Raw genomic sequence first — 13,039 nt, 5'->3', positions numbered from 1 at the left:
CTCCTGTTTTCAAAAGCAACTCCATCTCTTCCACCATTTTAGAAATCAGCTCATCCTGATTTCAAGGACTAACCCAGATATGCAACAACTACAGAAAATCAACGTTCTAGCCATTCTAGCATTTGCCGACATTTTTCGTCAATCAATTCTTTATTAGCCAATTGTTGAATCCATTTTTCTGGGATGCCTTCCAGTTGATAGTGGGCTCCAGCCAAGGTACCTGTAATGGCACCGATGGTATCGGTGTCACCTCCAAGATTAACAGCTTTTAGAACAGCTTCTTCAAAACTCTTTGTTGTACCCAAACACCAGAGACAAGCCTTCAAGGTATCAACAACATAGCCTGTGGAAGCAATATCTTCTCTAGATTTTTGATAAAATTCTCTATCAAATATTTCTCTAAAATGATCTTGATACTCTTCCCAGTATTCTGGGTTTTTCTTGAAATAATCTTCAAGATAAGGTTTTGATTGACAAAGTAAGTTTTCTAAGCGAATGTTAAGAAGAAAACCAATTAAAAGCTGGACATACAGAATAGATGCCACAATAGACCTTGGATGAGCATGGGTCAACTTGGTATATTGCTCAATTATCTTTGATCTATAACTAAAATCAACGTTTTCATATAAGAGCAAAGCTAAGGGAGATAGCATCATCAAGGCTCCATTGCCATTATCTCTCTCACCAGTCCCTCCACATTTCTCTGGAGATATTCCCGCCAAATACCGATCAATCGCCTGATTAGTCGCAATACCAATGTCAAAACAATATCCAAAAGGTGTGAGATAGCCCTGACGATAAGCTACAAATTTATCCATTAGCCCATTCAAATCAGAATCCTCCCAGAGGTGTTCAACAAGTGCTAAGGATAAAGAAGTATCATCTGACCAGGTCCCAGCTGGTTGATTATAGGTCCCATAACCCACCATATCTGAAATATGATAGGTATCTCTAGCCCTGAACTCCACAGGAACTCCCAGCGCATCACCTATAGCTAGACCAAAGATAACCGAATTTATCTTTTGTTTAAGATTATACCTTCTATACTGATTTGAATCATCTTCCCATTTATCTCTTAATCTCATAGCCTTTTCCTATTCTATTAAATCCATTTTTAGAATAATATTATCAGCAACTTCTTCCACACCCTTTATCAGGAATCTTAAATCCCTTATCAACCAACAGACTAAAAGAATTGACCCTGCCAGCTTCGGAAGCACTGATTTTCCAAGTTATAAATTCGTTAAAATATAGAAATTTAGCAATCAATCCTCTTCATCAAACATAAGGGTATCTAGCTCTTCGATATCAACCGTAATCCCTTCATAACTAGAGATAATATTATGTAATACTTTCAAGGTGATGATGCCTGTTGAGTCCTTTATCGTGACCTTCGTGCCTATGTCGCTTAAATCATGAATTAACTCCCTGACCTTTCGAAGTTCGTCCAGCTTTAAATCATCGACTTCCATCACTGGATCATGATTTTCTATTCTTGACTTTAGTTGAGAAAAAGGCAAAGTCGAATACTTTCTTAATAGCTGGTAGGTCAAAGACTTATTAGTAATAGCATCAAGGCGAATATCTAACATAAGCTCTATCCCTTTCTTTGATAATGACAGTCTGAGTGCTGTCCAATTCAATTATACCATACTGTAAGAGACCAAAAAGAGAGCGTCTTTCGCTCTCTTCAGCACTCTGGTAATTCTATCTTCAAGCTCATATCAGTCGGCTGTAACACTTTCTGCACAGTGGCGAGAAAGGCTAGTCCATTATCAGATGGAGAATATTGGAAGGTGATATGGATGACTTTTTTAGCAAAGTTATCACCGTAACGTGCCAGATACTGCTTGCTTTCGAGGAAGTAGATATAGTTGTTGAGTTTTTCCTGAAGCTTCAACAAATGTTCTTCTTCGGTATCTGGAAGCCAAAGATTGCCATCTATTAATAAAAGTTCCAAGTCTGTATCACTCGTTCCGATTGCATCAATTTCTGAAACATCTAACTGAATAGGAACGCTTTTAATCCTACATCTAAATTTCACAACCTCATATAATTCTTTAATAGCGTCCTCCTCTCTTTCAAAACTAGCTTTTTCATGTAACTGTTGACGTTCAGTCACCTCATACACTATAAATCTATTTGAACTCAAATCCTGATAATAGCCTATCGCAAACTGCTCTAAAACCTTTTTATTTAAGTGTACAGAATAATATTTTGCTTTACTACTATTATGTTTCAAAAAATCTAATAATTCCTGTCTTCTCATTAGTTTTCCTCCGTCATTTCTATATTCAGCTAATGATTTCCTCGATAGTAGTTTCTCTATCTCTCACCAAATCATAAAATCCTACATGAACGCCCTCCTCATATAGCCAGCACAAGTCGGTGCCGTACGGGGCTTCAAAAATTTCCAGTATAACAGGAGCAATTTTTACAATGCTATTTGCTCCTAAAATTGTGAAATTTTTTGAATTAGCTAGGTAAGCTTCATCATCTTCGATTGATAACAGTGTCCAGCCATTTAATTGTGGAATAGCAGATTCCTCACGATAAGAATAGCGAATAGCTTTTCCATCAAGAATATTGTTTGAAACGACAAAACCACCAAAATCATTGTTATTAATTTCTACCATCTTCATACTCCTTTATTATATCAAGCAGACCGCTTCTCCAAGAATATTCTTCCGCATAGTCTAAACACGATTTACCAGATTTGTTTTTTAACTTATAATCCGAACCGGCCTCTAGTAAAAGCTTATATAGAGGTTCTAACTCTTCCGTTGCTAATTTTAATAACGTTACCGAGTAAGTCATCGGAATAGAACCAAATTTGTCAACTGCATTTACATCTATTCCTGCCCCAACAAGTAATTTCACCACCTCGTATGCATATGCTATTTTAGGCCGCCAATTGGCTTGGAAGAAATAATGAAGAGCATTTCTGTTTTCTTTTTTTGACAAAAAATTTACCTCTACTTTCTCAGAAAGCAGATATTTAATAATTTTCAATTTCTCTTCTGGTAAATCATCATTAAGCATGGATATACATAACAAATTAAGGTTTGTATATTCATCAATTTGTGTTATGTCACCATTGTAATTTTCTATAAAATCATTATATGTCCCATTTTGAACAATATCAAAAATATCCATCTTATCTCCTATTCAAACTTATGACTTCTATTGGCAGAAGGTGTTTCTATTCTAAAATTATCTAGATTAAATTGAGAGTCTTTTAATTCTTACAAAGTAATTTCACGATTTTTGTACTTTTCAAACATTTTTTTATAAGTTTCACCTTCTTTATGCCCAAAATCAACTACTCCTCTTCATCAAACATAAGGGCATCTAGCTCTTCTATATCAGCCGTAATCCCTTCATAACTAGAGATAATATTATCTAATACTTCCAAGGTGATGATGCCTGTTGAGTCCTTTATCGTGACCTTCGTGCCTATGTTGCTTAAATCATGAATTAACTCCCTGACCTTTCGAAGTTCATCCAGCTTTAAATCATTGACTTTCATCACTGGATCATGATTTTCTATTCTTGACTTTAGTTGAGAAAAAGGCAAAGTCGAATATTTTCTTAATAGCTGGTAGGTCAAAGACTTATTAGCAATGGCATCAATGCGAATATCTAACACAAGCTCTATCCCTTTCTTTGATAATGACAGTCTGAGTACCGTCCAATTCAATTATACCATACTGTAAGAGGCAAAAAAGGGAGCGTCTTGCGCTCTCTTCATATCACTCTGGCAATTCGATCTTCAAACTCATATCCGTATTCTTCAATACCTTCTGAGCAGCTGCTAGGAAAGCTAGGCCATTGTCAGATGGAGAATGCTGTATGGCGATGTCGATATCGTATACTCCTGTTGTTTTAAAACTTTACTAGAAATCTTTTTAAATTCTGTTTTGTTCATTTGTAGGCGGAATCTAAATATTCCTTTACCGTCAAAGGAAGTCTTCGTTTTAAGTGAGGATACATTTCCAAATAGTCATCAATCCCTTTCTCAAAGGCTGGTTTAATAAACTTCTCTGTATTCTCTAAAATACTCTCTGAAAGACTTTCCTTCTTCAGATCAGGTAGTTTATAATCTCCAAGCATTTTGCCGTTATCATTGTAAACAAAGCGACCTCCAAAATCTCCAAAACCATGACTTAACCTCTCTAATTTTTCATGAAGCTTTTTTATAAAAAAGCCATAATTGATATAGAAAGAGTTCTCAAAGTTAGATTTTTGAAAGCCAATAAATACCTTTAAATCAGTATTTTCAGATGTATAATATTTATTTTCATAAGCAAAACCTTGTGATTTCAAAGTTTCGCCAACAATTTTTTTGAATTCTATGTTATTCATTTTAATAATCCTCTCATATTCACCTGAAACATTTACCTAATAAGTAATTAAACGACGCCAAAAATAACTTAACTCTCTTCAGTTGGAAGATGGTCTAGATTGATTGGTTTAGGATTTAAACGTTTCAATACTAATTCATAGAAAAAATTATTATTTAACCTATCAGGTGAACTTAAAGTAAAGTTATTCATAATTAATAACGGAATAAATTCCGAACCAATTGTATTATAACCCGTCAAATACTCTAACCCATAATTTAAGTTTTTCGAATTCTCAGTGCCAACTTTCCAGTAGGCTCCTTTGGCTTGTAGGCGAAAAACCTCACCAAGATAAACCCAGCTATTAAAGAAATCGTCAATATTTTCAGGATCATTTTTGACATCATTCTCTCGAACAAATTGCGCCAAATCCTTCAAGCTCTCTAAGCTCATATCCAGATTATAACCTTGCTGGCTGGCTTTTTTCCTTATCTCATCCAAGGTGTCATCAATATAAAACATGAATTTCTCAAAATTTTCCTGAATTTTTTCTTTATCTAATGCCATGTGACCTACCTTTTTTACTTTCGTTTAATTGTGAGATAGCGAATAACTTTATCAAAAAGAATAGTAAATGAAGGTCAGTGTTCATTCCTTTCGCTTTCTTTTCGGTATCGGCTTGAAAGTTATCCTATGTCTCTTAGTTTCTGTATGTAAAAATGCGCATCCCGCATTTTCCGAATTCAGATTATCCAAAAAAGAAGAGGAGTAAATTAGTCCTCTCCTAGGCATGAATACTTGTTAACTTGCTACAGTTAATCCAGATCAAAACCAATTAATTAGTTATTTTCACCTGACCTTTTTCGTATGCTGAATACCAACTGCTATCTGGACTGACATATTCAGGTAATTCCTTTTGTGGCTGATCTCCTGAAAGAGTTAAAAGTCCATCATATATCATACAAGAATACTTCTCTGAATCTCTTGTAAATTCTTCATTTTCAGGATCATATGAGTAAGTATGCTCTGAACTACCTTCCTTTATGGTGATCTGCTCTCCGTCTATTTTTATCCATGATGTTTTATCTAGGGAGGCCGTTTTAGTAGATTCATTTTTTACCGTCAGATAGTATATTCCATCTTTTGATTTCATCTCATCAAGGTTAGTCCTGATAATCCCTAAAATCATCAGTGCAGGGATTATCAACAGAAACCATTTCCATTTTTTAGATTTATTTTTCATCAGTATCAGTTACCTCCATTATCGATGATTTTTTGAATTCTGTGTTATTCATCTATAATTTAAACCTAAATCATTTCTTTACGTTTAAAGGGCATTTTAGTTTAAAACCAAGCTTTTCTCTAAGTCTTTCTTAGAAATGCCATTCCATTCAGATCTAGATAATCAGTTCCATTTTGCTTTACCTTTCAGGATTTTTCTTTTAGCTGTTTAATAGCCTGTTTTCGCTCTAAATGATTTAATTCTATTAAGGTAAATATTAAGGAAGTCATCATACAAAAGAAGAACAAAAACAGAAAATCTACTTCGCAAAAATAAAGCCCTAGACAGACGACAAAAGCAAATCCTTCTATAACAAGTTGATTCGTCCTATATACCAAAGAATAAAAATCACTTTGTTTTCTCTTCTATTTCAAATTCTACAATCTGATTGTTTTCATTAATAATAATCCCATTATAAAATAAAATGGTATAAAGTACAATTGGTATAATCAAAAACAGTCTCAACTGAACAAAATAAGAAAATAAAAATATTGGAAAAATAAAAACAAGAAATAAAAATGCATAAGCAACTATTTTTATAAAAACCACTTTCATAATCACCAAAAACCAATCCCTTCTTTCACTGTTTTTAATGGAGTCAATGACCTAACTTTTCCAATATAGCTTAGATCCGCATTTTGTTTTCTAAGAAAATTTTTAAGTTTAATTTTCCTATACCAGGACACCAAAAAAAATGAAATGAATAAAACAAGGACTAAGATCAATACATTTATACTACCTTGAACTAAACTTGCCGTATGATTTGTCGGACCTAACCATAATTCAAATGGAGTCAACCAACGGATAAATGCTGATAGCACAATTGCTATTCCTAAATTAGTCAATCGCTTATTGCTATTTAATCCTCGATCAGAAATATGGCTGCACAATGGATATTCTGTTTGATAAATTTTAAAAAAACTCCTATAAGATAGACTATAATTTCTTTGCACAAGGTATTCTTGACCTAAATCTGTCACAATCAGATACCAACCTTTTTGTGCCACCTTATCATTCAATGTGATATTAAAAACTCGGCCTTTAACTCTGTATACATTTACCATGAAAATAACCCTTTGATACCATTAACCATATTATTCCAACCAGAAACAACAGCTTTCCCAATCATCGCTAAAATACCTGATATTATTTTTTAAACACTAGACTGAATAAAAGCAACATTTGTTAATTGCCTCAAATCAGGGACAACCACAACAATCCCCACCCAAATCCAAATAGATTGGATATTGCAGGTTTTAACAATATTGATTAGCAAGATTCTTTTTTACATTATATCACATTAGAAAGTAGGTCCAGAAAAGATTGTAAAACCTCAAGAATACTAGAAAAGAGAAGACAACATCTTCTCTTTTGATATCTTACTCTGGCAATTCGATCTTCAAAGTCATATCTGTAGGTTGCAAGACTTTCTGAGCAGCTGCTAGGAAGGCTAGTCCATTGTCAGATGGAGAATACTGGAAAGTTATATGGATGACCTTTTTAGCAAAATTGTCTCCATATCGCTCCACATACTGCTTGCTTTCAATGAAATAAATATAGTTGTTTAGTTTTTCCTGCAGAACTTCCAGATGGACTGCTTCTATCTCTTCCTCCCAGCCAACTGGATCCACCAGAAGAAGCTCTAAATGACTATCAACTATACCAATAGCGTCAAGTTCGCTAGGTTCCAGTTCTGAAACAATGGCTTTGGTGACAATTTGTCTAAATTCCTCTGCTGTAAAAAGACGACGAGTATTTCCTGGATTTTTTAAAATAAAAGAAGGATGATTTTCGATGAAGAGCTTACCAGACTCATCTTGTGTATACTGTTTTTTAGATTTCCAAAAACCATAATCTGCATAATTCATCAACTCTTTACCAGTATGTTCTCCCGACATATAACTATCTGCAGCTTCTTTGGGGATTTCTTGAACTACTTCTGGCATGGTAATATTAAAAGTTGGATAACGCAAGAAATACTTATCGCCATCTTGACAGATCTCCAACATGTCTTTTTTACTTAAATAAATTGTTTTCATTCATATCCTCCATCAATTCAAGCTAGTTGAAAAATAAAAGTCTGAGACAAAAAGCCCCAGACCTGTTATCTATATAAATGAGATCCTAAATCTTATTTCAAACTATTAGATCTTTGATTTATCGGAAGATGAAGAGGAGCTTGAGTCAGATTTAGAACCAGAATCTGTTGATTTGTTTCCTTTACGTGTTTCTGCACCATTTGCTGAATACTCATTTACAAACATTGATTTACGCAATTCAATAAAGTTTTCGTCATTGAGAATATAGCGACCCTCTTTTGTCTTCGTTAACTCCATTGTAAACTCACGTGGCGCAATGTAGCCAAAGTCTTCATTCATACGGTCAAAAGCATAGTAGAAGAGGAAGTTATTTACCAAAGCCAAACGTTTCTCAAGATCTGGATCCGTTGAGTCTTCCAAGGCTTTTACATCTTCAATCCCATTTTCAAACAGACTAGCTTTCGTCATATTGATTAGATTGGCCAAATCACGTGTTGCAATCGCACGGCTCTTAAATGTTACCGCTGCTGTTTCTCCATCGTCTTCAACCTTAGTAATTTCAAAATCATCGCCAATCGTAGCCAAGACTTTAAAACGTGCTTGGTCAAATAGCTCCAAGATTTTTGATGGAGGGAATTTTTCTGTCTTTAAGTCAAGCGTATAATTTTCTTCTGGTGTGTATTTAGATAGGTTTTCATCAACGTAAGACTGAGTAATACCCTTCTTCCATTTGTCAACAGAAGTTCCCATCAAGGTCGTGAAACCTGAAGAGTGATCTGTAAAGACTGCACGCAAGATAATATCTGCGTCTTTCTCAATCCGCTTTTCATTCGTTTCTTTTTCTGATGTAGAAGATGAAGACTGCTCGGTCTTCACGTTTTCAGCGTTTTTCTTCTGTGGTTTTGGTAGGGCCGAACATGCTCCCAACAAAAGAATACACGCAGGCAATACGCCAAATTTCATCAATTTTTTCATTTTTTCTCCTTTATTTATGTAAGAGTATATCCATTATACCAAAATATTATCAATTTGTTACATTATTTACTCATCGTGTAACAAAAATGTAATATTTTGAGATTCCTTAAAGAGCTCGGTCTTTAAGAAAGAATAAATTTTTCTCTAACAACCTAATTTTTCGAGAACAGCCTGATAGTTTTCTTGAACTTGATCCAGTCCAACCACCACTTCTTGACGAGTTTCATTATTCTTCACAGTGACTTGGTTGCTTTCGATTTCACTTTCACCTAAAGTAATGATGGTCTTGGCTCTGAAAGCATCTGCTGACTTAAACTGAGCCTTGAGCTTGCGATCCAAATAGTCTCGCTCGACCGCAAATCCTTGATTGCGGAGAGCCTGTACTAATTCCAAAGCACTGCGATTGGCAGCTTCACCTAGAACGGCAATATAGGCATCCAAGCCTGTCTCAAGTGGCAGAGTTGCTCCCTGTTTTTCCAGAACCAAGAGCAGACGCTCCATTCCCATACCAAAACCAAAGGCAGGGGTTTCTGGCCCACCAAAGTAGTCAACCAAGCCATCATAACGGCCACCCGCACAGATAGTTAGTTCGCTGCCTGCCACATCAGTCGTAAACTCAAAAATCGTGTGATTGTAGTAGTCCAGTCCGCGCACCATATTGGTGTTAATGACATAGGGAACGTCCAAAGACTCTAGCATTGAGCGGACAGCCGCAAAATGCTCCTGACTCTCCTCATCCAGAAAGTCCAAAATCGAAGGTGCCTGCGCAACGGCTGCCTTATCTTCTTTTTCCTTCGAATCCAGCACCCGCAGCGGATTTTCCTCCAAACGACGCTGACTATCCTTAGAAAGACTGTCTTTCAGCGGAATCAAATAATCAATCAAGGCCTGACGGTAGGCAGCTCGACTCGCTGCATTGCCCAAACTATTCAGCTGCAGCGTCACCTGTCCAATCCCAATTTCCTTGAAGAACTGAGCCGCCATAGCAATCGTTTCTGCATCTGTCGCTGGATTTTCAGAGCCGAAGCACTCCACCCCGATTTGGTGAAATTCGCGCAAGCGACCAGCCTGAGGCCGTTCATAGCGGAACATAGAGCCCATATAATAAAGCTTAACTGGCTTTTGAACTTCTGGTGCAAAGAGCTTGTTTTCGACATAAGAACGAACGACCGGTGCAGTTCCTTCTGGTCGCAAGGTGATATGACGGTCCCCTTTATCATAGAAATCATACATTTCCTTGGTCACAATGTCTGTCGTATCTCCAACAGAACGACTGATGACCTCATAGTGCTCAAAAATCGGTGTCCGAATTTCCGCATAGTTGTATTTTTTAAACGTCTTACGAGCAAACTCCTCCAGATACTGCCATTTAGCAGATTCCTGAGGGAGGATATCCTGAGTTCCTTTAGGTTTTTGTAATTTCATTTTCTAATCCTCTGCAACTATATAATATCTATTATTTTACCATAAATCAGATGTTTTGAGGAGTTAGAGCAGAAAAATTCCCTCCGATAGACTAAATCCGTTTTCATTCGCCAGAATTTCTTGAAAAATTGTCAGAATTATGAGAAAATAAGACCACCATTCTATAGAGAAAGAAGGACCGAAGATGAGAGACGATATCAAAATCAATGACCGAGCAGCAGCTATCCAAGAAGAATTCATTAAGAAACTCGAAACGATTTACGATCCAGAGGTCGAGCTTGATGTCTACAATCTCGGGCTCATCTATGAAATCAATCTTGACGAGACTGGCCACTGCAAGATTGTCATGACCTTCACAGACACAGCCTGCGACTGTACCGAGACCGTTCCCATTGAAATCGTCGAGTCCCTGAAGCAAATCGAGGGCATCGAAACTGTCTCCGTTGAAGTCACTTGGTCGCCCGCGTGGAAAATCACTCGTATCAGTCGCTTTGGACGGATTGCGCTAGGTATTAGTCCTAGATAAGAAGCTGAACATTCATCCAAATTAATAAACCCGCTAGAAAAACTAGCGGGTTCTTTTGTCATATATAGGCTATTTTTTACCTGTTTCTTCTGGTTTCCAGAAGTCGGTAACAGCACCTTTAGCGGCAGAGGATACCATGTGGGCATATTTACCAAGTACACCGCGGCTATAAAGCGGTGGAATAGTCGTTTCTGCTTTGCGTTTTTCAAGTTCTTCTTCAGAAACTGCCATGGAAATTTCCTTGGTATCTTGGTCAACCGTGACCATATCGCCTGTGCGAAGGTAGGCAATCGGGCCACCATCCTGAGCTTCTGGAGCAATGTGTCCGACAACGAGACCGTAGGTACCACCTGAGAAGCGGCCGTCTGTCAAGAGGGCTACCTTATCTCCTTGACCTTTCCCTACGATGATAGAAGAAAGTGACAGCATTTCTGGCATACCAGGGCCACCCTTTGGACCAACGTAGCGAACCACGACTACATCGCCATCGACTACTTCATCGGCCAGCACTGCATCAATAGCAGCTTCTTCTGAGTCAAAAACCTTAGCAGGTCCGACGTGACGACGAACTTTAACACCTGATACCTTGGCAACCGCGCCATCTGGTGCCAGATTACCATGCAGGATAATCAATGGACCGTCCGCACGTTTTGGATTTTCAAGCGGCATAATGACCTTCTGACCTGGCGTCAAGTCAGCAAAGTCAGCCAAGTTTTCCGCCACCGTCTTACCTGTACAAGTGATGCGATCACCGTGCAAAAAGCCGTTCGCCAAAAGATATTTCATAACGGCAGGCACACCACCGACATTGTATAGGTCTTGGAAGACATACTGGCCAGATGGTTTCAAATCCGCCAAATGTGGCACGCGCTCTTGAATAACATTGAAATCATCCAAGGTCAGCTCCACATTAGCCGCATGGGCAATGGCCAACAAGTGCAGAGTAGCATTGGTAGAGCCGCCCAAAGCCATGGTCACTGTGATCGCATCTTCAAAGGCTTCGCGAGTCAGAATGTCAGACGGCTTAAGCCCCATTTCCAGCATCCGGACAACAGCTCGGCCAGCTTCCACGATATCATCCTTCTTATCTTGAGATTCTGCTGGGTGAGAAGAAGAACCTGGCAAGCTCATACCTAGAACTTCAATAGCTGTCGCCATAGTATTAGCCGTGTACATACCGCCACAGCCACCAGGGCCAGGGCAGGCGTTACACTCGATACGGCGGACTTCTTCAGCAGTCAAATCGCCATGGTTCCACTTCCCGATTCCTTCAAAAACGGACACCAAGTCAATGTCCTTACCGTCAAGATTTCCCGGTGCAATGGTTCCACCATAAGCAAAAATGGCTGGAATATCCATGTTGGCAATGGCAATCATAGAGCCAGGCATATTCTTGTCACAGCCACCGATAGCAACGAAGGCATCCACATTATGTCCGCCCATGGCAGCCTCGATGGAGTCTGCGATGATGTCACGTGAAGTCAGAGAGAAACGCATACCAGGCGTTCCCATGGCAATCCCGTCTGCTACGGTAATCGTACCGAACTGAACAGGCCAAGCACCTTGTTCTTTTACTCCTTCCTTGGCTAGTTTACCAAAATCATGCAGGTGAATATTACAAGGCGTATTTTCAGCCCAAGTCGAAATCACTCCGACAATCGGAGTCTCAAAGTCCTTGTCTGTCATCCCTGTCGCGCGAAGCATGGCGCGGTTAGGAGATTTGACCATACTATCATAAATCTTACTTCTATGGCGTGTATCTAGCTTATCTGTCATGTCTTTTCCTTTCATTGTAGTCATCTTTGTGCTTTATTATACCACACTTATGCTCTATTGGATAGAAGAAAATTTTTAAATTTTCAGAATATTGGAATAATAAACTTAAAAATATATGCGACTACTAAAAAGCTTTGCTATTGTCAAAAAGAAAATCAAAAAATTCTGTCAAGTAACTTTACTTTACAAAAAACTTTTGTTATACTGTTAAAGTTGATGAAAATCATGAGATTGCATCGAATTACATTCTAAAAGGAGAAACAAACAATGGCAGTACCTGCACGTCGCACTTCAAAAGCGAAGAAAAACAAACGTCGTACACACTACAAAGTAACAGCTCCATCTGTAAACTTTGACGAAACTACTGGAGATTACTCACGTTCTCACCGCGTATCACTTAAAGGATACTACAAAGGACGTAAAATCGCTAAAGCTGCTGCAGCTGAATAATAGAAGGGAGATACCATGCGCGTAAATATTACACTTGAACACAAAGAATCTGGTGAACGCTTGTACCTTACTTCTAAAAACAAACGTAACACTCCAGACCGTCTTCAATTGAAGAAATATTCACCAAAACTTCGCAAGCACGTTGTGTTTACAGAAGTGAAGTAAGCATTCAATACGAATCAATACAGAAGAAAAATGCTGATTTCAAGCGTTTTTTCTTTTT

General features: G+C 37.9%; 17 protein-coding genes and 1 pseudogene. 3 read left to right on the top strand and 15 right to left on the bottom strand.

From position 1 onward, the window contains the following. Window positions 1-98: 98 nt before the first annotated feature. From PAN94_RS00530 to hisS, 14 genes and pseudogenes are all read right to left on the bottom strand, one after another. Complete coding sequence (locus tag PAN94_RS00530) at window positions 99-1,085, bottom strand: ADP-ribosylglycohydrolase family protein (protein ID WP_285874225.1); 987 nt, start codon at window positions 1,083-1,085, stop codon at window positions 99-101. A 180-nt stretch (window positions 1,086-1,265) separates the two neighbouring features. Next, complete coding sequence (locus PAN94_RS00525) at window positions 1,266-1,592, bottom strand: 50S ribosomal protein L7/L12 (RefSeq protein WP_285874224.1); 327 nt, start codon at window positions 1,590-1,592, stop codon at window positions 1,266-1,268. 98 nt (window positions 1,593-1,690) lie between these two features. Next, window positions 1,691-2,269 (bottom strand): DUF6572 domain-containing protein, encoded by a 579-nt coding sequence (locus PAN94_RS00520; protein WP_285874223.1) that lies wholly within the window; start codon window positions 2,267-2,269, stop codon window positions 1,691-1,693. Between the two features lie 25 nt (window positions 2,270-2,294). Further along, window positions 2,295-2,636 carry a DUF2185 domain-containing protein gene (locus PAN94_RS00515; protein ID WP_285874222.1) on the bottom strand — a complete coding sequence of 114 codons (342 nt, stop codon included), beginning with the start codon at window positions 2,634-2,636 and terminating at the stop codon, window positions 2,295-2,297. Beyond that, the gene (locus PAN94_RS00510) at window positions 2,623-3,156 is read right to left on the bottom strand and encodes an ankyrin repeat domain-containing protein (RefSeq protein ID WP_285874221.1); all 534 of its coding nucleotides are present in this window, start codon (window positions 3,154-3,156) and stop codon (window positions 2,623-2,625) included. Before PAN94_RS00510 ends, PAN94_RS00515 begins: the two co-directional genes overlap by 14 nt. Window positions 3,157-3,322: 166 nt before the next feature. Continuing rightward, on the bottom strand, window positions 3,323-3,649 hold the full coding sequence (locus tag PAN94_RS00500; RefSeq protein WP_285874220.1) for a 50S ribosomal protein L7/L12: 327 nt from the start codon (window positions 3,647-3,649) through the stop codon (window positions 3,323-3,325). A gap of 103 nt (window positions 3,650-3,752) precedes the next feature. Further along, a pseudogene (locus PAN94_RS09800) lies at window positions 3,753-3,866 on the bottom strand (DUF6572 domain-containing protein); the annotation flags it as partial. 58 nt (window positions 3,867-3,924) lie between these two features. Then, window positions 3,925-4,365 (bottom strand): DUF4304 domain-containing protein, encoded by a 441-nt coding sequence (locus PAN94_RS00495; protein WP_285874219.1) that lies wholly within the window; start codon window positions 4,363-4,365, stop codon window positions 3,925-3,927. Window positions 4,366-4,433: 68 nt separating this feature from the next. Next, the gene (locus PAN94_RS00490) at window positions 4,434-4,910 is read right to left on the bottom strand and encodes a DUF6278 family protein (RefSeq protein WP_285874218.1); all 477 of its coding nucleotides are present in this window, start codon (window positions 4,908-4,910) and stop codon (window positions 4,434-4,436) included. Window positions 4,911-5,178: 268 nt separating this feature from the next. Next, complete coding sequence (locus tag PAN94_RS00485; protein ID WP_285874217.1) at window positions 5,179-5,586, bottom strand: hypothetical protein; 408 nt, start codon at window positions 5,584-5,586, stop codon at window positions 5,179-5,181. A 596-nt stretch (window positions 5,587-6,182) separates the two neighbouring features. Next, window positions 6,183-6,689: a hypothetical protein gene (locus PAN94_RS00480; RefSeq protein ID WP_285874216.1), complete on the bottom strand. Its 507-nt coding sequence runs from the start codon at window positions 6,687-6,689 to the stop codon at window positions 6,183-6,185. 315 nt (window positions 6,690-7,004) lie between these two features. After that, window positions 7,005-7,664, bottom strand: coding sequence for a DUF6572 domain-containing protein (locus tag PAN94_RS00475; RefSeq protein ID WP_285874215.1), 660 nt, complete (start codon window positions 7,662-7,664; stop codon window positions 7,005-7,007). A 105-nt stretch (window positions 7,665-7,769) separates the two neighbouring features. Next, on the bottom strand, window positions 7,770-8,639 hold the full coding sequence (locus PAN94_RS00470) for a hypothetical protein (protein WP_285874214.1): 870 nt from the start codon (window positions 8,637-8,639) through the stop codon (window positions 7,770-7,772). A 144-nt stretch (window positions 8,640-8,783) separates the two neighbouring features. After that, window positions 8,784-10,064: a histidine--tRNA ligase gene (hisS, locus tag PAN94_RS00465; protein WP_285874213.1), complete on the bottom strand. Its 1,281-nt coding sequence runs from the start codon at window positions 10,062-10,064 to the stop codon at window positions 8,784-8,786. A 184-nt stretch (window positions 10,065-10,248) separates the two neighbouring features. Here hisS and PAN94_RS00460 point away from each other — a divergent pair, with 184 nt between their 5' ends. Then, window positions 10,249-10,590, top strand: coding sequence for a metal-sulfur cluster assembly factor (locus tag PAN94_RS00460; protein ID WP_015606018.1), 342 nt, complete (start codon window positions 10,249-10,251; stop codon window positions 10,588-10,590). A 69-nt stretch (window positions 10,591-10,659) separates the two neighbouring features. Here PAN94_RS00460 and ilvD read toward each other — a convergent pair whose 3' ends face one another. Next, window positions 10,660-12,381, bottom strand: a complete 1,722-nt coding sequence (gene ilvD, locus PAN94_RS00455; RefSeq protein ID WP_371259085.1) for a dihydroxy-acid dehydratase — start codon at window positions 12,379-12,381, stop codon at window positions 10,660-10,662. A gap of 252 nt (window positions 12,382-12,633) precedes the next feature. On the opposite strand from ilvD, the gene rpmF reads away from it, so the two are divergent. Both rpmF and rpmG read left to right on the top strand, forming a co-directional pair. Beyond that, window positions 12,634-12,816, top strand: coding sequence for a 50S ribosomal protein L32 (gene rpmF, locus PAN94_RS00450; RefSeq protein WP_000290416.1), 183 nt, complete (start codon window positions 12,634-12,636; stop codon window positions 12,814-12,816). A 15-nt stretch (window positions 12,817-12,831) separates the two neighbouring features. Further along, window positions 12,832-12,981: a 50S ribosomal protein L33 gene (gene rpmG / locus PAN94_RS00445; protein WP_001265622.1), complete on the top strand. Its 150-nt coding sequence runs from the start codon at window positions 12,832-12,834 to the stop codon at window positions 12,979-12,981. Window positions 12,982-13,039: the final 58 nt, after the last annotated feature.

The sequence above is a fragment of the Streptococcus sp. SC1 genome, from assembly GCF_030272855.1.
GTDB lineage: Bacteria > Bacillota > Bacilli > Lactobacillales > Streptococcaceae > Streptococcus.
Note: the sequence above shows the minus strand (reverse complement) of the source record. Positions and strands in the feature narration are given on the sequence as shown.